General features: G+C 54.8%; 19 protein-coding genes, 1 tRNA gene and 2 pseudogenes. 4 read left to right on the forward strand and 18 right to left on the reverse strand.

Annotated features, from left to right (window positions below; all coding sequences use genetic code 11):
* Position 1 precedes the first annotated feature (1 nt).
* The 3 genes from fucP to deoC all read right to left on the reverse strand — a co-directional run bounded on the left by fucP (position 2) and on the right by deoC (position 3638).
* Positions 2-1333, reverse strand: a complete 1332-nt coding sequence (fucP, locus tag AC6BYQ_RS20275; protein WP_498057442.1) for an L-fucose:H+ symporter permease — start codon at positions 1331-1333, stop codon at positions 2-4.
* The gene (locus AC6BYQ_RS20280; protein WP_498057443.1) at positions 1330-2859 is read right to left on the reverse strand and encodes a xylulokinase; all 1530 of its coding nucleotides are present in this window, start codon (positions 2857-2859) and stop codon (positions 1330-1332) included. Before AC6BYQ_RS20280 ends, fucP begins: the two co-directional genes overlap by 4 nt.
* 65 nt (positions 2860-2924) lie before the next feature.
* Complete coding sequence (deoC, locus tag AC6BYQ_RS20285; RefSeq protein ID WP_498057444.1) at positions 2925-3638, reverse strand: deoxyribose-phosphate aldolase; 714 nt, start codon at positions 3636-3638, stop codon at positions 2925-2927.
* Between the two features lie 279 nt (positions 3639-3917).
* On the opposite strand from deoC, the gene AC6BYQ_RS20290 reads away from it, so the two are divergent.
* From AC6BYQ_RS20290 to AC6BYQ_RS20300, 3 genes and pseudogenes are all read left to right on the forward strand, one after another.
* A tRNA-Leu gene (locus tag AC6BYQ_RS20290) sits at positions 3918-4002 on the forward strand.
* Positions 4003-4215: 213 nt separating this feature from the next.
* Positions 4216-4413 (forward strand): hypothetical protein, encoded by a 198-nt coding sequence (locus AC6BYQ_RS20295; protein ID WP_498057445.1) that lies wholly within the window; start codon positions 4216-4218, stop codon positions 4411-4413.
* A gap of 323 nt (positions 4414-4736) precedes the next feature.
* A pseudogene (locus tag AC6BYQ_RS20300) lies at positions 4737-5117 on the forward strand (putative T6SS immunity periplasmic lipoprotein).
* Between the two features lie 195 nt (positions 5118-5312).
* Here the strand turns inward: AC6BYQ_RS20300 and AC6BYQ_RS20305 are convergent.
* From AC6BYQ_RS20305 to AC6BYQ_RS20355, 11 genes are all read right to left on the reverse strand, one after another.
* A complete protein-coding gene (locus AC6BYQ_RS20305) occupies positions 5313-5705 on the reverse strand; it encodes a type II restriction endonuclease (protein WP_498057446.1) in 393 nt (130 codons plus the stop codon).
* 53 nt (positions 5706-5758) lie between these two features.
* On the reverse strand, positions 5759-6976 hold the full coding sequence (locus AC6BYQ_RS20310; protein WP_498057447.1) for a type II restriction endonuclease: 1218 nt from the start codon (positions 6974-6976) through the stop codon (positions 5759-5761).
* Between the two features lie 141 nt (positions 6977-7117).
* A complete protein-coding gene (locus AC6BYQ_RS20315; protein WP_498057448.1) occupies positions 7118-7591 on the reverse strand; it encodes a very short patch repair endonuclease in 474 nt (157 codons plus the stop codon).
* An 8-nt stretch (positions 7592-7599) separates the two neighbouring features.
* Positions 7600-9030: a DNA cytosine methyltransferase gene (locus tag AC6BYQ_RS20320; RefSeq protein ID WP_498057449.1), complete on the reverse strand. Its 1431-nt coding sequence runs from the start codon at positions 9028-9030 to the stop codon at positions 7600-7602.
* A gap of 164 nt (positions 9031-9194) precedes the next feature.
* Positions 9195-9515, reverse strand: coding sequence for a hypothetical protein (locus AC6BYQ_RS20325; protein ID WP_498057450.1), 321 nt, complete (start codon positions 9513-9515; stop codon positions 9195-9197).
* 543 nt (positions 9516-10058) lie between these two features.
* Entirely contained in the window at positions 10059-11021 is a 963-nt protein-coding gene (gene yjiA, locus AC6BYQ_RS20330; RefSeq protein ID WP_498057451.1) for a GTPase, read from the reverse strand.
* Positions 11022-11042: 21 nt separating this feature from the next.
* Positions 11043-11246, reverse strand: coding sequence for a YbdD/YjiX family protein (locus AC6BYQ_RS20335; RefSeq protein WP_004953088.1), 204 nt, complete (start codon positions 11244-11246; stop codon positions 11043-11045).
* 218 nt (positions 11247-11464) lie between these two features.
* On the reverse strand, positions 11465-13645 hold the full coding sequence (locus tag AC6BYQ_RS20340; protein WP_154747166.1) for a carbon starvation CstA family protein: 2181 nt from the start codon (positions 13643-13645) through the stop codon (positions 11465-11467).
* A gap of 252 nt (positions 13646-13897) precedes the next feature.
* Entirely contained in the window at positions 13898-14587 is a 690-nt protein-coding gene (locus AC6BYQ_RS20345; RefSeq protein WP_063918078.1) for a trehalose-6-phosphate synthase, read from the reverse strand.
* A gap of 13 nt (positions 14588-14600) precedes the next feature.
* On the reverse strand, positions 14601-15011 hold the full coding sequence (locus AC6BYQ_RS20350) for a GNAT family N-acetyltransferase (RefSeq protein WP_197667682.1): 411 nt from the start codon (positions 15009-15011) through the stop codon (positions 14601-14603).
* Positions 15012-15040: 29 nt separating this feature from the next.
* Positions 15041-16411, reverse strand: a complete 1371-nt coding sequence (locus AC6BYQ_RS20355) for a glutamine synthetase family protein (RefSeq protein WP_498057452.1) — start codon at positions 16409-16411, stop codon at positions 15041-15043.
* Positions 16412-16647: 236 nt separating this feature from the next.
* On the opposite strand from AC6BYQ_RS20355, the pseudogene AC6BYQ_RS20360 reads away from it, so the two are divergent.
* Positions 16648-16965, forward strand: a pseudogene (locus tag AC6BYQ_RS20360) (hypothetical protein).
* Here the strand turns inward: AC6BYQ_RS20360 and AC6BYQ_RS20365 are convergent.
* The 4 genes from AC6BYQ_RS20365 to AC6BYQ_RS20380 are packed head-to-tail and all read right to left on the reverse strand — an operon-like array spanning position 16956 to position 19178.
* The gene (locus AC6BYQ_RS20365; protein WP_498057453.1) at positions 16956-17351 is read right to left on the reverse strand and encodes a hypothetical protein; all 396 of its coding nucleotides are present in this window, start codon (positions 17349-17351) and stop codon (positions 16956-16958) included. The pseudogene AC6BYQ_RS20360 and the gene AC6BYQ_RS20365 sit on opposite strands and share 10 nt — an antisense overlap.
* 13 nt (positions 17352-17364) lie before the next feature.
* Positions 17365-17757, reverse strand: coding sequence for a hypothetical protein (locus AC6BYQ_RS20370; protein WP_498057454.1), 393 nt, complete (start codon positions 17755-17757; stop codon positions 17365-17367).
* Positions 17758-17784: 27 nt separating this feature from the next.
* Entirely contained in the window at positions 17785-18174 is a 390-nt protein-coding gene (locus AC6BYQ_RS20375) for a hypothetical protein (RefSeq protein WP_063918084.1), read from the reverse strand.
* Positions 18174-19178, reverse strand: a complete 1005-nt coding sequence (locus tag AC6BYQ_RS20380; protein WP_498057455.1) for a hypothetical protein — start codon at positions 19176-19178, stop codon at positions 18174-18176. The genes AC6BYQ_RS20375 and AC6BYQ_RS20380 overlap by 1 nt, the downstream gene beginning before the upstream one ends.
* Positions 19179-19296: the final 118 nt, after the last annotated feature.

Here is a 19296-nt window from a genome sequence, read left to right on the forward strand (position 1 = left end):
ATCAAATCCCCTTGCGCGCGCAGTAGAAGCCATAGAAAGCGACGTAGGCGAAGCAGACCAGCGGCACCGCGAAGGCGATCTGCATATCGCCGCCGTTGAGATCGGAGATGATGCCCATGATTAACGGCACCACCGCGCCACCGATGATCGACATCACCACGATCGAACCGGCCACCTGAGTTTCTTCGCCCAGCCCTTTGATCGTCAGGCCAAAGTTGGTTGGCCAGCACAGCGCCATGCAGAAGTTGACGCCCATGATCGCCACCACCGCCAGCAGGCTTTGGATGTTGACGGCCAGCAGCAACAGCAGCACGCATACCGAACAGAACACGCCGAGCAACCGCGCCGGGCTGAACTTTTTCATCAGCGCGGTGGTGACCACCTTGCCGGCCGAGTAGCAGACCAGCGTGGCCAACAGCCAGTAGGTGGCCGAATGCTCGCTTGCCCCCTGTTCAATCATCTGTACAAAACGAATGGTGAAACTCCACAGCCCCACCTGCGCACCGACATACAGGAACTGCGACAGCACCCCCAATCGGAAGCGCGGCAGTGCCAGCAGGATTTTCAGCGATTGCATCAGCGGCTTGCCCACCCCCTGGTGCGAGCGTTGGGTTTTGCAGGCGGGGAATTTCACCGCCACGAAGATCAGTGCCAGCACGATAAGCACGCTACCGATGATCAGATAAGGCGTGACCACCTGCGACACCATCTGGGTGCGTGCCGCTTCGGCCGCCGCCGGTGGCATTTGCAGCAGCTCGGCGTGGCTGGGATCGTTTTTGCCGAACACCAGCTGCTGGCCGATCAATACGCCAAAAATGATCCCCAGCGAGTTGAAGATCTGCGAAAAGTTGATGCGCTGGGTGGAGGTTTCCAGCGGCCCCAGCAGGCTGGAGTAAGTATTGGCTGAGGTTTCCAGGAACGACAGCCCGGTGGCGATCACCCCCAAGCAGGCCAGGAAGGCGCCGTAGGTCATGATCTGCGCTGCCGGGATAAACAGGAAGCAGCCGAGCGCGTACAGGCACAGGCCGATCACGATCGCCACCTTGTATGAGTAGCGTTTGATCACCGCCGCAGCGGGTAGCGCCATTACGAAGTAGCCTAGGAAGAAGATCGATTGCACCAGCGCGGTTTGGGTATCCGACAGATCGAACCCCTTCTTGAACTGGGCGATCAGAATGTCGTTCAGGTTGCCGGCCATGCCCCACAGGGCGAACAGGCAGCAGACCAGCATCAGCTGCAGCCAAGGCGTGGCGGGCAGATAGGCGCTGCGGTCGATGCTTTCGGCCGCGGCGTGTTGTGCCACGTCGCCTTTGTTAATCAGAGAGTCGCTCATTGCGGTGTTCCTTCATCCGGAGAAAAAGAGAACGAGCTAATAACGTCAAGCTGCTCGTAGAGGGGTTGCGCCTGGCGGTAGAGCTGTTCGAACAGCTCGAAGCAGCGCAGGTAGTGTTCGTGTTGGCGCGGATCGGGGGTAAATTCGCGCTCGATGCTGACGGTGCGGCTCACCCCTTGGGCGAAACTGCTGAACAACCCGACGCCGACCCCGGCAACTATCGCGCAGCCGGTAGTGCCGTTTTCCTGATTGCGCGTTTGCAGCAGCGGCAGGTTGTAGACCGAGGCCTTGATCTGCAGCCACAGCGGGCTGCGTGCGCCACCGCCCGAAGCGATCATTGCCTCCGGCTCCTGTGCGTGGCGCCTGAGCTGCTGCAGATTGCGCAAGGACGCCAGCGCCACCCCTTCCAGCACCGCGCGGTAGAGATGCGGCTGCCTATGCTTGCGCTGCAGGCCGAAGAACTGCGCGCGCGAGTTGGTGTGTTCCGCCAGCCGCTCGCCGGTCAGGTAGGGCAGGAACAGCAGCCCTTCGGCGCCCGGCGGCACCTCGGCCGCCATATCGAGCATCTGCTGGTGGCTGAGTTGGCCGGTGCTCAGCGCCGAACGCGCCCAGCGCATGGCGTCGCCACCGGCGTCGAGCAGGGTGAAACCACCCCAGGCCGAGTTGGCCAGGTGCAGGTTGTTGACGCTGGCAGAGAGCAGCGGGTGCTCCGAGACCACGGTGAGTAACGTGGAGGTGCCGGTGCTGTCGGAAGCGATACCGGCCTGATAGACGCCGGAACCGAGCAGAGTAGCGGCCATATCCGCCGTGCCCGCCACCACCGGCACGCCCGGCGGCAGACCGGTGGCGCTCGCCGCTGCGAGCGTAATGTGGCCAATCACCTCGCTGGAGAGATGGATGGCGGGCAGCTGATCGGCACGCAACCCGAACTGCCGCAGCGCCTCTGGCGACCACTGCAGCGTGGCGCTGTCCATCAGGTAATAGCAGGAGGCCTCGCTGTAATCAGTGGCGCGCACGCCGCAGAGCCGGAAATTGACGTAATCCTTCGGCATCAACACCGTGGCGATGCGCTCCCACTGCGATGGATGATGCTCGCGCAGCCAGGCCAGCTTGAACGCCGGCCAGGCGGCGGTGGGGGGATTGTTCAACAGTTCCAGCCAGGGCTGCGGCGGCTGTTGGTGGCTAAAGCGCGCCACCTGCGGCTGCGCGCGTTTGTCGTTCCACAGCATGGCGCGATCGACGACCAGTTTGCCGTCGGCATCGAGCAAGACCGTGCCGTGCATTTGCCCGCAGGCGCCGACGGCGGCGATACGCGGCCAGTATTCGGCGTAGCGCGCGTGCAGCTCCTGCGTACACTGGCAGACGCACTGCCACCACAGCGAAGGCGGTTGTTCCGACCAGCCGGCCTGCGGCGTGATCTGCTCGTACTCGCGCTGCGCAAAGCCAAGGATTTCCCCGGTGTTGGTGACCAGCCCGGCGCGGGTGCTGCCGGTGCCGATATCAAGGGTAAGAAGTAAATCTTTCATTGTTATCACTCCCGTGGCGGATGGCGCGGGCCACCCGCAGAAGCGTGCGCTGGGATCGCGCAAGATTAGTTATCGTTCAGTTCCGGGAACAGGCCTGGATCCTGTTCGAGCTGCTCCAGCACACGCTGGGTGGCCGACGCGCTCATGCCAAAGCGGCGCACGCCCAGCCGATATAGCGCGCGCACCGTGTCCAGATCGCGAATGCCGCCGGCCCCTTTGATCTGGATGCGGCCACGCAGCTGATCGGCGATGATCGCTACCTTCTCTACCGTGGCGCCGGTCGGTGCCCAGCCGGTGGAGGTTTTCACCCAGGCCATGCCGACCTCGACGGCGATATCGCACACCCGACGGATCTGCTGCTCGTTCAGATAGTGCGTCTCCAGAATGACTTTGGCCGGTACCGGCGCGGCGGCCTCGACTACCCGGCGCAGATCCTCGCGCACGTAGTCGTAATCCCCCGACAGCACCTTGCCGATGTTCACCACCATATCGACCTCGCGCGCGCCCTCGGCGATCAGCTGGCGCACCTCCTGCACCTTGAGGTCGGTAGTCTGCCCGCCGCCGGGAAAGCCGACCGGCCCGCCAATCATCACGTCCGCCTGGCCGCGCTCCGGCAGCAAAGTGCTGAGGAAACGCGTCCAGCACGGCAGCACGTGCACCGAGATAATGCGATAGCGACTGGCCAGTGCGGCGCAGTGGCGCACGTCTTCCTCGGTATTGGTGGCCTGCACCGCGCTCAGATCGATCAACCTGGCCATGCGTCTGGTTGTTTCATTCATTGCGTTTATCCTTCTTTTGTTTTCATTTAATTTTATTTGTTCACCTTATTCTCTTTCATATGGCTTTAAAATCAGCGTTTGGTGAAATTGTGATCGGATCTGCGATTTTGTTGCGAGGAGGGTGAAAGTGTGGGAGGAAGATGCGGCAAACGCCGCAATAAGAGGGTAAACGGGGATTGTGACGCTTTTTTCAACATTTAACTCATTGAATGCCTGATAACTCTTGCGCACGGATCGCGGGAAGGTATAATGCACCCGTTTTCCGCATACTACTTCAGTGCCGAAGTGGCGAAATCGGTAGACGCAGTTGATTCAAAATCAACCGTAGAGATACGTGCCGGTTCGAGTCCGGCCTTCGGCACCATTAAGTACCGCGCAAACAAGAAGCCACCGAAAGGTGGTTTTTTTGTGCCTGGGATCTGCCTGCCGCAATTACCTACCCACTTTACTCTGTATTGACGTATTTCCCATTCCCGTAAAAATCAGAGCTTCCTGATGTTTTCCTAAGGTCTATCTGATTGACCTTAAAGGCTAAAATGGCGTTTCATTGAACCCTTTCGGATCAAGGAATTCCAGGATGGAGCCACAACAGGAAGGGAGCACGCGGGCGTTAACGCCGGGCGAAGTCAATCTGGCGCGTTCAGTGTTTGGCAGCACCATTTTCTATCAAAGCGTGTTGGTTCACTGCGACAGCTATCTGCCGTATGAGTTGCAGAATCAGTACACGGCGATGAGTCCGAATGGGGGAGCTGTACTTTCGCAGCGCTTTATATAAAAAGGATTATGCGAGCCAGGATCCTGAAGCTCAGCATCTTTTTATTCATGAGATGGCACACGTTTGGTAGCCCCAAAAGGGCATGTGGGTTCGTACCCGTGGGCTTCACAGTTGGCGGTAAGTTATCAATATCGGCTTGATCAACCTTTACTACGCCACTACAGCATGGAACAGCAAGTATCGATAATTGCGGACTATTTCATTCTCAAGAGATATGGGGCGAATACCTTCTTCCGCTTGCCAAACAGGAAACTCATCGGGATAGTGGACAGAAGGACATTGTCACAATTTCATCCCATTATCAGAAGCGCAGGGCTGCCATTATGAGAAAATATTTATTCCTTCTTCTTCCTTTTTTTATTTCGGGTTGCCCAACGGGTGACAGGTTTAACCTTTATCAAGTACAAAGTAAGATCGTAGATGGTAAAGTCTGCGTCATTTTTTAATGAGAGCGATATCGTAAAAAAGAATCCATACTGAATATCGCCATTTGGAAACAAGGAGGCGATACCTACGTATACGAAAAATCATATGCTTACAATCCGATAACGTTGGAGGCCAACAAGTGTGTTCCAGGTATCGGTGAGTTTAGTTTTATCGCAGGTGAAGGATACACCGTGTTGGTAAGAACACCGCTGAATTCATATCGGACCAGTTTTGTTGTGTGGAATATAAATGGAAGAGTTATGGTAAAGGCGGATTAGCTGGTAAAAATGTGAACTGTTGAAGTAAATTATTATGTCGTAAGTAATAACATCCTTACAGAGTTAACTCACTAATAACCACTAAATTGAAAATGTTATTTTTTCGTGTGATACTGAGAGTTGTTAGTTGTAAATATGGCTCATCGTTACGATGAGCACTTTAAATAGAGTGAAATGATTCATGTGATTTCTATGTCAAACAACTCTCCATCCTTTTATACTTTCATTTTCTGATAGTCCACTCTTTATCAATATTATGTGAATGTTATCAGTGGAGTCAAAACCTACAATTATGTTATCGCCTTCATTTGCCATTTGCATAACAACATTTTCATTGAAGTAAAGACGATGTTCTGAGCGTGTTGGATGTGCTTCTCTGGCATCATACCATGTTATATTAGCTATGCAGTTCACATCCTCGCCTCGGATTGAAAATACAGCATCTTTGCTAAAACCAGCTAAGCCAAATAGAGATTTTAGCTCTTTTACACCATTAAATTCATGTTGGTTTGATCTTTCTGGTCTTGCCTCTACTGCTGAAAGCGTTTTTATACATGAAGCCCGAAAATGAATCGTTTCTTTCGCCATCGCATCACCTTTTATCTAATTTATGGTTCTGGTTACGAGAGTTTTAGATAACATCACTCCCCACTCTCTTTCTTCGTATCCTCAATGAATTCATGTAATGAAATTAATTCATTTCTTATTCCTTTTGGATATTTTTCGTGTAATGGTTTCGGTACCACTAATGTAACCCCAGCATTTTTCATTTCTTGAAACTGATTGATTGAAACACCTTCCTGCAGAGTGAATAAGTGTATTTTATCGATGCGGTCAGCTTCACTAAGGGCTTGTCTCCAGCGATCTTTGCATGTTGTTTTAACCGCAAGCATCCTTAATTTTTCCGCAGGGTAAGCTGGGTTGTGGTAGTCTGCTCCTGAAGGGAAAAGAAAATCAGGTTTCTTCTTTCCTTCTGTAACACTCTGCGTTGTGAATTTTACTAGACCGTTGGCGATGAAAATTTTCTCGAGATGCATTTCAAGAGATTTTCCTGAGCGAGATTTACGGCGATTGCTTACTGAGTTTGCGAGCTCAATGAACTCTTCAACAGAATCAAAACCCTCTTTAACTTTGTCAAGAACATGAAGCTCTTCGATTTGGCGGAATAGATCGTATTCTTTTTCTCTTCTCTCTAATAAAAGTTTGTCAGGAGTTTCATTCTTAAACTTAAATATTTTTGGTAAATATTCAATGATCTCGCTTCCGCTAGGGAATGTTACTTTCCAGTGCTCGGGTATTTTATAATTCCGAGATTTCCAGTTTGTATCATCGATAGCGAAACCGCCAAGAAGTTGTGTCGATAAGCCTGATAATGCGGTTCCAGGAAGTACTTCTCCAATAATTGTTTCAACTAAGTCTTCTTCATCAATGGAGTTGCATACCCATACTTCGACAAGATCACAGTCTTTTAGATTATCGGATGCAGAGAAGCAGAATATAGCTAATGCGCCTGTATTTTTCTGGCTTTGAAGTGGGCTTTTTTTACCACCCCAGCAGGTAATTCGTGTTTCATTCCTGCCCTTGGGGTTAAGAGTTCTCGGTTTGCTGTTATAATAGACAGCTCTAACTTGTGTATCGCTGACATTGTGGGAAAGTGTTTTAGCGAGAAGTTCTACAGAGGGATTCTCTTCATCGATTCTGTTAATTGAAGGGAACAAAAAATTTGCTGCGTTCTTCGGTAGGTAAACACCTGATTGATGGCCGCCCGTAGCACCTGTATCGTTTGCAGAAAGCCGTTTTATGTGAATATACCAATTATTTGATGACTTTTCATTTAGCCAATTTTGAAAGTTCGACACTTAACGCCTCTCATCGATACATGAATAATTATCATGGGACTATTATCCATTTTGTAAGATAGATGTCGATGATAGAAGATGATATTTTTGATTTTGGCTGGGTTTTTGGGTTTTCCCTATGCAGAATGAAAGGTTAATGAACTAGTCATTTAGATGATGAATGCCTTTAGTATCTATACAGGCGTGGTGCTCACTTGCGCATAACCATTCTTCAATTCTTTCTGAAAGTGCTCTGGTTGAAAGCTTGAGCCGTCCTTTCATGGCGCACTCCCAGATAATCAACTCGCGCCACCCTTGCTCTGATAATAATTTCTTGACTTTATTATCTCGTTTCACATTTGAATCAATTTTTTTTAGCCAAAAATCTGTTCTTGTAGCTGGTACCTTGAACAGATAGCAATCATGGTGATGCCAGAAGCATCCATGAACAAAGATGACGGCTTTATATTCATCGAGAATAAAATCAGGCTTACCTGGCAGGTCTGTAGCTTGAGTACGGTAAGCTATCCCTGCTTCGTCCAGAAGCTGGGATAGCATTTTCTCAATGGCTGTATTTTGATTGCGTATGGCCCGCATATTTTTACTTCTAACTGCGGGAGGATGCACATCAGCCATTTTTTACCTCAAGCCGCTTTACTGCTATCTTTTTCAACAGCAGAAACAATGTAAGGTTCAAGCAACTTAGCAACGGCTGCAAAAGCGGGAACAATGACTGAGTTACCGAACTGCCGGTATGCCTGAGTATCTGAAACAGGGATGCGGAATGACTCGCCATCAGGTTTTTCAAAACCCATAATTCTGGCGCATTCTTTGGGCATTAAACGGCGTGGTCTGTTGGCTTGGTTTTTGGGATCCGAGAAATTTGTTTCACCGAGCTTCATGTCCCAGCCCCTGTCGATGAGAATCTCTGAACCGTCTTTGTGATAGCGTGCTGAGAGCGTTCTGGCAATACTTGTTTTGTTTTTCGGATCGACTAAGCCAAAACCAAAGCCATTTCCTTTAGCCTGATGTTTTTTTGCGTAGTTATACAAATACTTCCATAGATGCTCCGTAAGAATATATTTTTCAGGTGGGTTCTCTATTAATAACTCACCGAAAGATGGGCGATTCTCTGGGAAGAAACGATGTAAATCGTTCAATGTAAAACCATTATGAATATTGAGATCGCGTCGGAATCCCACTAACACAATACGTTCACGATGTTGAGGCAAGAAGTTTTTTCCATCGATGATTTTAGGATCGCTGGGGCCTGAAGCCTGAGCATCAGCAACTTCATAACCTAATTCATCTAACGTTTCCATGATAATTTTAAATGTTTTTCCTTTATCATGGCTTTTAAGATTTTTAACGTTTTCTAGCAAAAAGATTGCAGGTTTTTTGGCCGCAATGATCCGTGCAACATCAAAAAACAACGTACCCTGAGTCTCACACTCGAAACCGTGAGCACGGCCCAGCGAGTTCTTCTTGGATACCCCTGCAAGGGAGAATGGCTGGCAGGGGAAGCCTGCGAGTAATACATCGTGATCAGGGATTTCTTTATCTATATTTTTATATGCATCCTGAACGGAGACATCATTATCTTCGCTAAGAGTTATTTCACGTATATCTGAATTAAATTTGTGATGTTCAGGATCGCAGTACCAGTTCGCTTTGTAGGTACGAACTGCCTCTTTGTTCCACTCACTGGTAAATACGCACTGCCCACCGATGTCTTCAAAACCTTTGCGAATGCCACCGATACCAGCAAACAGATCGATAAAACGGAATTTGTAGTTGGGGTGAAACCGGGAAGGTTCCGGCAACATCGATCTAAGTAACTTGAACTCTTCCTCTGTCAAAACTTTTTGTGGGGTTTTCCCCTTCAGCCAACGATTGAGTGACTCACGAGTCCACTCGTAGCTCCCGCTGACCTCACGTAAAAGCTCAGCTATGGCTTTTTGATCATAAACTTCTACCAGTTTCTCGACCAGAGCTTTGTCTTGCTCTTGTCTGGTTTGTTGCTGATGTTCTGCTTCGACACGCAGCTTTCTGGCATACTCTTGAAACTCTTGCATAATAACATTTTCCAAATGTGGAACGACTTAGTGATAGCTTATCACTCACTATACCCAGTTGAAAGGTGTATGGATAAATATCCAGTAAATTTCCTTCAGGTCTGGATGTAGACAATGAGGTTAGTGTAGCAGTGCTGGTCAACAACCAGCACTGCTACTACAGTTCATCGTTCTACGGCTTCCATCTCCCGCAACGCCCGCCCATAAAGGTTACATAGCGCAGGAACCAGATGCGCCGTGGCGTTGAGATAGCGATTCAACTGTTCCCAGCCTTCGGCATCCAACTGTGGATGCTTTAGCAGCAAGTGGCCGAACAGCATCAGCCCGTGGCACAGCCCTTCCGCCTGCTCGGCAGAGAGGGCAGCCAGGTCTAAGAGTTCCGAAGGGTTAAAAGTGCTGAGATCGAGGTGGTTAAACAGTTGGCGATAAAGGGTAAGGGTGTTGGGGATGGTTTCAGAAGCGTTGGGTAAGTAAGTGTTTTCCATATCGGCTATTTCCATTGGGTGAGAAATACCGCTACCAGAAGAGACGCTAAACTCGGGTGGTAGCTCGAACGGCGTTAGCGTACCGGCCCCAACGGATACCGGCCTTCCCGGAGGAAGCACCGCCCGAGCCACCATTGTTTTGGTGCGCACCGGCATGTTCGAATTTATATCATATTCGAACAGGGGTGGGGGATTCGGAACGCTAACTCCGGCTGCGGATTTTGCCGCAGCGGAAAAACTATAACGTTATCAGTAAAAGGAAAAAATAAGCTGTATGGAATTACAGTTTATTTACTTTTAGGATTGGAATGCAGCTCGCAGTTCGCAGTTCGCCGTTCTCTCGGCATTAAATGATTAGTCATAAATTCATAGGTGATATTTATTGGTTAAAGCTAATAAAATGGAATGTGATGGCGGTAGGTTTATTATCGCAAGAAAAAACAGGTGGGAACCAATCTACGGCTAATACCACTCCCTCCATCCCATTAGCACCATATGCCCATAAAGGAGCCCACCCACAGGCTCCCATATCCAATCTCTCGCTTACCCCAACCCTCCAATCCGCTCCCGAATCTCCTCCTCCGGCAGATCCACGCCGATAAACACCAGTGTACTCTTGCGCTCTTCCTCCGGCAGCCACTCCCGATCCCAGTCGGCGTTATACAGCCGCTGCACGCCCTGGAACAGCAGGCGGCGCGGCTCGTCTTCGATAGACAGTATGCCTTTGTAGCGCAGCAGGTTGTCGGCGTATTCCAGCAGCAGGCCTTCCATCACTTCGGAGATTTGCATCAGCGGCAGCGGGCGCTCCAGCGTCACCACGATTGAGCGGATGTCGCTCTGCGGCTGTGGGATGCGGCGGAACAGCGGGGTGGCTGGCGTCAGGTTCAGTTTGTCGTTCAGCGTGAAGCCTTCGATGTCGAACAGCACGCTCAGATCGATATCGCCGTGCGTCACCTTATACACCGGCGCGCGGGCGTTCATCCGCTGCAGCCGCTGGATCAACACCTCGCAGTCCGGCGCCACGTCGGTTTTGGTCAGCAGAAGGCGGTCGGCGTAGCCCACCTGCGCCTGGGCGATGCTGAACTGGCTCAGCTGCTGCTCGGCGTGTGCCGCGTCCACCAGGGTGATGATGCCGTCCAGCAGGAAGCGTTCGCACAGGATCTCGTGCGAGAAAAAGGTCTGGGTAATCGGGCCGGGATCGGCCATGCCGGTGCATTCGATGATCAGCCGGTCGAACGCCAGCTGGCCGCTGTCGACGCCGTCCAGCAGATCCAGCAGCACGTCTGCCAGTTCGTTGGACTTGCTGCAGCAGATGCAGCCGTTGCTCAACGTGGTGATGCGGCTGGCGCGATCGCCGATCAGCGCGTCGTCGATCGGCACTTCGCCGAACTCGTTCTCGATGACCGCGATTTTATAGCCGTGTTCGGCGTTCAGGATGTGGCGCAGCAGGGTGGTTTTGCCGGCGCCCAAAAAGCCGGTCAGGATGGTGACTGCAATGGGTTTCATACGGGTCCTTGTGACTGCGGGTTAACAGCAGCGCATGCCGCCTTTGCCGTCGCCGCCGTAGCGCGCTTGCTGGCGCTCGCGGAAAAATTCTTTATAGGTCATCACCGGCTTGTCCGGGTGGTTGTCTTTCATGTGCTGGACGTAGGTATCGTAGTCAGGCACGCCCACCAACATGCGCGCTGCCTGCCCGAGGTACTTCCCCGCCTGGCCGAGATTTCCGAACATAAGCCTTCTCCAACTTTACCCTGCATCACTACAGCGCTTGCTTAAGCCTGATATTAGGGGAAGCCGGGGGATGGGGTTCCCGCAGGGATGCCCCACCTCCGGGTCGCCCCGGGTATCTCGATTGCATCGCGCCGCACGCCTGGCATCTTGCGATACGCAGGCCGTGCGGCTTTGGGTACTACTTAACGTTTATTATGCAGGGTATCCGTTAAATCACATCAATGCTGGGTCGAAACTTTGACCTCCCCCTCAGTTACGCCGTCGGCGGGCGCGGCCTGCGGCACCGGCACGTAAGGCGTTTCCTGGTCGGTGCGTTTCGGGTTCTTGTGCGCCGCCATCGCGGTTTTCACCCCGTAGAAGATGATGCTGTACACCACCAGCAGGAACAGAATGCTCAGCCCGGCGTTGGTGTAGTTGTTCACCACGATGTGGTTCATGTTGGCGATCTGCTGGGCGCTCAGCTCGGCGCCGCCTTCGGCGATCTTACGCTTGTATTCGCCGGCCAGGAAGAAGAAGCCTTCCAGCTGCGGGTTGTCGCTGAACAGCTTCAGCCCCAGCGCGTAGGTGGTGCAGATCAGCAGCCACACTGCCGGCAGCACGGTCACCCAGATGTATTGGGTGCGCTTCATCTTAATCAGCACCACGGTGCCCAGCACCAGCGCCACGGCGGCCAGCATCTGGTTGGAGATGCCGAACAGCGGCCACAGGCTCTTCACGCCGCCGAGCGGATCCACCACGCCCTGATACAGCAGATAGCCCCACAGCCCGACGCAGCCGGCGGTGCCGATAATACCTGCCACCAGCGAGTCGGTTTTCTTCAGGAACGGCACGAAGTTGCCGAGCAGATCCTGCAGCATAAAGCGGCCGGAACGGGTGCCGGCGTCCAGCGCGGTCAGGATGAACAGCGCCTCGAACAGAATGCCGAAGTGGTACCAGAAGCCCATGTTGGCGCCCGGAATGATCTGGTGGAACACATGGGCGATGCCCACAGCCAGCGTTGGCGCGCCGCCGGCGCGGTTCAGCACCGAAGGTTCGCCGATGTCGGTGGCGGTCTGCAGGATCTGTTCCGGGCTGATGACGAAGCCCCAGGAGCTGACCGCCGCCGCCGCATGCACGGTCACGTCCTTCAGAGAAGCCATGATCATCGGCGCGTCTTCGGTGCCCAGGCGGTGCAGATCCGGCATGGTGATGCCCAGCGCCGCCGGCGGGGTGTTCATGGCGAAGTACAGGCCCGGCTCGATGATGGAAGCCGCCACCAGCGCCATGATGGCGACGAAGGACTCCATCAGCATCGCGCCGTAGCCGATAAAGCGCGCGTCGGTCTCATTGGCCAACAGCTTCGGCGTGGTGCCGGAGGCGATCAGCGCATGGAAGCCGGAGACCGCGCCGCAGGCGATGGTGATGAACAGGAACGGGAACAGGGTGCCTTTCCACACCGGGCCGGTGCCGTCGACAAACTGGGTCACCGCCGGCATTTTCAGCTCAGGGTTGAGGATCACGATGCCGATCGCCAGCCCGACGATCACGCCGATTTTCAGGAAGGTGGCCAGGTAGTCGCGCGGCGCCAGGATCAGCCACACCGGCAGCAGGGCGGAGACAAAGGCGTAGCCGATCAGCGTGAAGGTGATGGTGGTGTCTTTAAAGGTCAGTGCCGGGCCCCAGTACGGGTCGTGCGCCACCACGCCGCCGAACCAGATGGCGGCCACCAGCAGCACGATGCCGATGACTGACACTTCACCCACGCGGCCGGGGCGCAGGTAGCGCATGTAGATGCCCATAAACAGCGCGATCGGCACGGTAGAGCAGACGGTGAACACGCCCCACGGGCTTTCCGCCAGCGCTTTCACCACGATCAGCGCCAGCACCGCCAGGATGATGATCATGATCAGGAAGCAGCCGAACAGCGCGATGGTGCCCGGTATCGGCCCCATCTCTTTTTTGATGATCTCACCGAGCGAGGCGCCGTTGCGGCGCGAGGAGATGAACAGCACCATAAAGTCCTGCACCGCCCCCGCCAGCACCACGCCGCCCAGCAGCCACAGCGTGCCGGGCAGGTAGCCGACCTGCGCGGCCAGCACCGGCCCCACCAGCGGCCCGGCGCCGGCGATGGCGGCGAAGTGGTGGCCGAACAGCACGTTCTTGTTGGTCGGCACGTAGTTCAGGCCGTCGTTGTTGACCACCGCCGGGGTGGCGCGGCCGGCGTCCAGCTTCATCACCTTGGTGGCGATGTACAGGCTGTAGTAGCGGTAGGCCACCAGATACACCGCCACCGAAGCGACGACGATCCACAGCGCGCTGATGTGTTCGCCGCGGCGCAGCGCCACCACGCCAAGGCAGGCTGCGCCGAGTATCCCCAGCAGCATCCACGGAATGTGCTTTAAAATCCCCTCTCGTTTCATGAGGTATCCTTAATTCCAGTCTGCAAAATATGAATGAACTCATCCGCTTGTAAGAGATGTCAGAGTGGCGCGGCGAGCCGTAGCGTCTTTCCCGAGGTAAGGCGGGTTTAGGAACAGCTCATCATCGCCGGGGGTAAGGGGGGAAGACAGGCGTATTTCGCTCAGCGGTCAGATTCGCCGGGTGAACGGTTGGATTGACGGGGTGAGCGGTTGGCGGCCTGAACCAGAGAGTCGGCCGCCGGCGGTCTGAGCTCAATAAACCTGCCTGCCGTTGATGCCGGCGGGGAAAATGCCGGTGGCGAATAGATGCCCGTTGGCCTGGATCTGGTCGTCGGGCAGCATCTCCAGCGGGAACTCGCCCGCCAGGCAACTGAGAAAGGCGTTGCGATCGTCCGTGCTGGTAAAGCCGATCAGATCGTAGAACAGCAGCGAAGCGATCAGCTGGCGGTGTTCCGGGATGCGTCGCAGCAGCGCCGCCGACGGAAACGGCAGGTGGAAAAAGAACGCGCAGGCGTTTAGCAGCCCCTGTTCCTTCAGCGCCTGGGCGCAGGGCAGCAGCTGGTAGTCGTCGACGCAGACGATGTCGCCGGGGCACAGGTGCTCGCAGGCGATATCGGCAAAATGGCGGTTCAGCTGCCGGTAGGCGCGGTAGTTTTCCGGCGTGAAGTGCGCCTTCTCCGGCTGGTTGTGGAACACCGGCCACAGGCCGTCGTGGTAGTAGCCCTGATAGTGGCGGCGGAACTCCTCGATCGACAGCGGGAAGGTCACCTGATCGTAACCGGCGCGTTGGCGGCAGCTGATCGGGCGCTGCGCAAAATTCTGCACGTCGCCGTTCCAGCCCAGCCACAGCCCCGGTTCGGCGTCGGCCGCCAGCGTCTGGCCGGCGCAGGCCAGATCCTTGCCGTCGCACTGCTTGTTCGAAATCAGCACTAAACGAGACATCAGGAGCTCCTTATCAGTGAAGGGCGCGCGGGGCGTGCGCCGAACAATCGGCGCGCCAGGGGGCTTGCAGAGCGGGCAGCGTGACGCGCAGGCCGCGCAAGGCCGGATGCGCCAGGCAGCAGCGCGTCAGCCAGCTGCCCAGCCCGACGCCGCGGTATTCGGCGCTGACGAACAGTTCGCTCACCGAGGCGAAGGTGGCGTAATCGGTCACCATGCGGGCGAAACCGAGCAGGTGGCGCTTGCGGTACAGGCCGAAGCACAGGCCGTGGTGCACCAGGCGTTCGGCCGCCGCCCGATCCGGCAGGCTGAGGAAACGCTGGATCGCCTCGATGTCCAATAACTGCCGGTCGGTGCTGATATGAAAAACGCCTTTGCGCCAGCAGAGCAGCGGCTGCGCGGGCGCCGGTTGCGGTTGCATCTTCATGATTATCCTTAGGTTAATGAACCGGGTGGTTACAGCATCCAGCCGAGTTCGGCGGCGGTGACCTGTTCCTCGAAGCGGCGCAGTTCGGCGCTTTTGCAGGTGTGCCACAGGGTGCAGAACGCCGGGCCGAGCAGCTCGCGCAGCGGATCGCTGTAGCGGAACAGCGTCAGCGCCTCCTGTTGGCCGAGCGGCAAGGGGGCGGCGTTGTCACTCTCGCAGCCGTTGGCGGCCGGCGGCAGCGGTAGCGGCTGTTCCAGCCCGTGCAGCAGGCCGCCGAGCATCACCGCCAGCGCCAGATAGGGGTTGGCGTCGGCGCCGGCCAGGCGGTATTCGATGCGCTGGTTGGCGCTGTCGGCGCAGGGCAGGCGCAGCGCCACCGTGCGGTTGTTGTGGCCCCAGGAGGCGCGCAGCGGCACGTGCATGCCGGGGCGGAAACGGCGGAACGCGTTGATATTGGGCGCCAGGATCGCCATCGACGCCGGCATCAGCGCCAGCATGCCCGCCATCGCCTGCTGCATGTTGTCGTTCAGTTCGCCCGGCGCGCCGGTCAGCAGGTTCTCGCCGTGCTCGTTCTGCAGGCTGATGTGAAAGTGCAGCCCGCTGCCGGCGGCGTGGGCGCAGGGTTTGGCCATAAAGCAGGCGTGCTGGTGATGTTGCTCGGCAATTTGCCGCGTCAGGCGTTTTAGCGCCATGATCTGGTCGCAGGCTTCCAGCACGCGCCGGCTGTGATGCAGGTTCAGCTCGTACTGGCCGGAGGCGGCTTCGGCCACCACGCCGGTCAACGGCAGGTTTTGCAGGCGGGCGTGCCGTTCGATGTCGCTCAGCAGCGCATGGTGGCGCTCCGGCGCATCCACCGCGAAGCTCTGCGTTGGGCAGGTTTCCGCCTCGGCGGGGTGCTGCGGATCCTGCAGGTAGAACTCCAGTTCGGCCGCCACCACCGGGAAGCAGTTGCGCTCGTGCAGGCGCTTCAGCACCCGTTGCAGCACCACACGCGGCTCCAGCTCGCAGGCGTCGCCATCGGCGTTTTGCATCGTCAGCAGCAGCTGGGCGTGGCGCTCGGGATCGCGCGCGCAGGGGCGCAGCGTACCGGGCACCGGCAGGCATAGCCGGTCCGGCTCGCCCGCCCGCTGCCCCAGCCCGCTTTCTTCTACCACCCGGCCGTGCAGATCCATGGCGTAAATCGACAGCGGGAAGTAGCAGCCTTTTTCCAGCCCAAAGGCTTCGGCGATCGGCAGCCGCTTGCCGCGCAGCTGGCCGTTCAGATCGTGCAGATAAATATCCAGCTGTTCGGTATCCGGATAGCGCTGCAGATAGTGCTCCAGCTCTTTGTGGAAGGCGCGCGTCGGCGAAGCGGGCAGCTCCGCCAGCAGGGGATTGAACCCGATGATATTAGCATGCATGGCGTGCTCCAGAACGAAGACCGGTCACGGCCAGAGGCAGGGATAAACGCATGAGACAACTCTCTTGTGAGGCCATAGCGGCGATGTGAAAAGGGTATCTGCGGCGGCAAAAACTGTCTGTAAAAACGCCGTAACGTTAACGGGGCGCGGAATAAAAATGCCGTAAAGAGCGCGGCGGGTTGGCCGGGTCGGCACGGTCTATACTGGCGAGACGGGCCGTAGAAGGAGAGATAACGATGAAGAGAATAGGGCTGCTTATCGCCGCGCTGGCCGCGTTCAACGCCACTGCGTCTTCCCCCCAGGCGTGGGCCAAGAGCGAACGGGCGATGCGCGCCGCCTGCCTGTAGGCCAGCGCGCTAAAAAACGCCAGGGTGGAAGGGGCGATTATTCACTACGGTGATGACGTCGGCTATTCGGCGCTGTTTATTGGCGGGCGCTATCCGCAGCCGTTTATGAAAAACCAGCCGGGCAGGGAGCTGTGCTTATATCAGCGTGCCACGCAGAAGGCGGCGGTGCAGGCTGTGGAGGGGAGCAACGCGTCTACTCAACTTTGATGATTGATGAGGTAAATAAAAATACAGCCCACGGTGGTAATCATGGCCTCTACGAGCAAAAGTATAAAGTCCATTGCCAGCCACTTCTGTAGCTCAGGAGAGGCGGTTTTTTGCACGAAATCGTAGGTTTTCGCATCGAGCCAAACTTGATCCCTTATTTTTATTTTTTTCCTTTTCAGAATCCAAAGAAACCACTGTGCTTTCAATGAGGTTCCAAGCATGCCGAGGCTATCGGCAAAGGCGACGTAGGGCGGAATAAAATGTCCGCTGCCGGCGTAACGCTGATAGAAAGCATCAAAATCTTTTTTATGGCGACGGTAACCAATGAACTGGATGAAGGCGCTTAGAACCAGCAGCGTTAAGCATAATATGACAAGGGTTTTCATCGAGCAGCCTGAATCACGACATTCTCGTTATCATCATAAAGATCAATGCCATGATGAAGAACAAGCCTTCCAGCGCCAAAAGCGTGCCGTTGTTTTTCATCCAGGTCTGCAAGCGTTCAGATGATGAAAGACGAAAAAATTCATAGGTCTTGGCGGGAAGATATTGGTTTTTCTTCACCTTGATTTTCTTGCCGAAAAGGATCCCTCTGAACCATTGGACTTTGATGGAAGTACCTAAAGAGCCAAGGCCATCGGCAATTGCGACGTGAGCAGGGACAAAGTGGCCCTGTTGGGTATAGCGTTGATAAAAAACATCGAACTCGTGTTTATAGCGACGAGAGTAAATATATTGAGCAAGCCAACAAAGTAAGAGCAGCACGGCTGCAGTAAGTGATGCTGTTTTCATAAGCCACCGGCTAAGGTTCAAGGGGCGTTATGCCTTACTCAAAAAAGCAAAAATACACATTAACGCCAAACACCCCATTTTCAGCACGCTTAAGATGAAGTCTTTTCGAATCCAACTCTTCAGATGTTGAGATGTGTTTTCATTCACGAATTCGTAGGTTTTTGAGCTCAGAAAAGCGTTTTTCCCTATCCTTATTTTTCTGCCATTCAATACCCAACGGAACCATTGCGCTTTAATAGACACACCGAGCAAACCAAGGTTATCCGCGAAGATGACAAATGGAGGCAAGGGATGGGCGCTTTGCACATAACGTTGATAGAATTCAGAAAATTCGTCTTTATAGCGCCGATAGCAAAGATACTGCACCAAGGCGCTAATCAATGTCAGAGTGAAGAACAGGACGATAGCGATTTTCATTATTCACCAAAAATGAAACCAGTAATGCTGTCGGCGGCTACACCGCCACCCCAACTGCCAGCTGCGCCACCCAGAGCAGCGCCTGCTATACCACAAGCTAAAATACCGGTACCAAACGTGGAGGCGCCTAAGACGATACTGCAAGCCGTCATTGCTAACATTGCACCGCCTTCACCCCCCAAAATCCCCGCCGCAGTACTCGCCGCAAAATGACTGTATCCCTTTACCGCGATCTTGGCGCACTCCTGTTCGCGACCGGTGGTGCAGGCATTGTAGACGTCGTTGGTGGTATTCAGCCCACTCAATCCGATGCCGATCCAGCCGCCGGCTTTCATAAACTTGGCCGCCCGGCTGGCGCTGTCGACGTAGTTCGAATAACCCTTAATGGCGCCGACGCCGGCGGTGCTCCATTCATGCACCAGCGATTTACTGGAGAGCCCCAGCGCGTGTTTGATTTGCGCATACTCTTTCATATTGAGTTGAGCACGAGTAAGGCGATTCAGTAACGGTTTTAATGTACCGAACAGCCGCGCTCGTTCCACCTGAAACTGGGTGCCAATCAACGCGCCACTCGTGCGGAACTGATTTTGGTAGGTTTTTTCAATCTCAACCAGGATATTTTTGATCTGGCTGAAGTAGCGTTCTCCGGCATCCGAAGCCAGCCCGACGACCGTTTCCCCATAGCTGGTGAAGGCGGCGATAGCGGCGTAATTGCGGTGCAAGAAGGTGGAGAAATCGCTGTCACCGGCTTTCACCGCTTTGCTGGTGCGGCTCTTGGCCTGCATCAGGGCGGCGATCTGCGTAGATTGATTATGATTGCGCGGATCGGCGACGATCAGCATTTGCCCTGATTGAACCAGCGGCGTATCGGCATTGAGCTGCATAAAAAAGCGTGCCGCTTCCGATGGCCTGCCACCGAACAGGTAGTTGGCGTGGAAGGCGAGCGGACCGGTTTGTTGGGCGATGCAATAGCCCGGTGCGATGCTGCTGGACTTCTGTTCCATGTCGAAAAGCCTCCTTATTTTTAGGAAACTTAACATTTTCTACAGGGTGGTAACAGGTTCTGGCTCACGCTCTCGATCGGAGAATCATCTGAAAACATCGGCATTTCGCTAAATTTGC

The sequence above is a fragment of the Serratia sp. LTN-2 genome (assembly GCF_059740205.1).

Coding starts and splice junctions, on each gene's coding strand:
- fucP (WP_498057442.1), bottom strand. CDS start 1,333: ATGAGCGACTCTCTGATTAACAAAGGCGACGTGGCACAACACGCCGCG.
- AC6BYQ_RS20280 (WP_498057443.1), bottom strand. CDS start 2,859: ATGAAAGATTTACTTCTTACCCTTGATATCGGCACCGGCAGCACCCGC.
- deoC (WP_498057444.1), bottom strand. CDS start 3,638: ATGAATGAAACAACCAGACGCATGGCCAGGTTGATCGATCTGAGCGCG.
- AC6BYQ_RS20295 (WP_498057445.1), top strand. CDS start 4,216: ATGGAGCCACAACAGGAAGGGAGCACGCGGGCGTTAACGCCGGGCGAA.
- AC6BYQ_RS20305 (WP_498057446.1), bottom strand. CDS start 5,705: ATGGCGAAAGAAACGATTCATTTTCGGGCTTCATGTATAAAAACGCTT.
- AC6BYQ_RS20315 (WP_498057448.1), bottom strand. CDS start 7,591: ATGGCTGATGTGCATCCTCCCGCAGTTAGAAGTAAAAATATGCGGGCC.
- AC6BYQ_RS20320 (WP_498057449.1), bottom strand. CDS start 9,030: ATGCAAGAGTTTCAAGAGTATGCCAGAAAGCTGCGTGTCGAAGCAGAA.
- AC6BYQ_RS20325 (WP_498057450.1), bottom strand. CDS start 9,515: ATGGAAAACACTTACTTACCCAACGCTTCTGAAACCATCCCCAACACC.
- yjiA (WP_498057451.1), bottom strand. CDS start 11,021: ATGAAACCCATTGCAGTCACCATCCTGACCGGCTTTTTGGGCGCCGGC.
- AC6BYQ_RS20335 (WP_004953088.1), bottom strand. CDS start 11,246: ATGTTCGGAAATCTCGGCCAGGCGGGGAAGTACCTCGGGCAGGCAGCG.
- AC6BYQ_RS20340 (WP_154747166.1), bottom strand. CDS start 13,645: ATGAAACGAGAGGGGATTTTAAAGCACATTCCGTGGATGCTGCTGGGG.
- AC6BYQ_RS20345 (WP_063918078.1), bottom strand. CDS start 14,587: ATGTCTCGTTTAGTGCTGATTTCGAACAAGCAGTGCGACGGCAAGGAT.
- AC6BYQ_RS20350 (WP_197667682.1), bottom strand. CDS start 15,011: ATGAAGATGCAACCGCAACCGGCGCCCGCGCAGCCGCTGCTCTGCTGG.
- AC6BYQ_RS20355 (WP_498057452.1), bottom strand. CDS start 16,411: ATGCATGCTAATATCATCGGGTTCAATCCCCTGCTGGCGGAGCTGCCC.
- AC6BYQ_RS20365 (WP_498057453.1), bottom strand. CDS start 17,351: ATGAAAACCCTTGTCATATTATGCTTAACGCTGCTGGTTCTAAGCGCC.
- AC6BYQ_RS20370 (WP_498057454.1), bottom strand. CDS start 17,757: ATGAAAACAGCATCACTTACTGCAGCCGTGCTGCTCTTACTTTGTTGG.
- AC6BYQ_RS20375 (WP_063918084.1), bottom strand. CDS start 18,174: ATGAAAATCGCTATCGTCCTGTTCTTCACTCTGACATTGATTAGCGCC.
- AC6BYQ_RS20380 (WP_498057455.1), bottom strand. CDS start 19,178: ATGGAACAGAAGTCCAGCAGCATCGCACCGGGCTATTGCATCGCCCAA.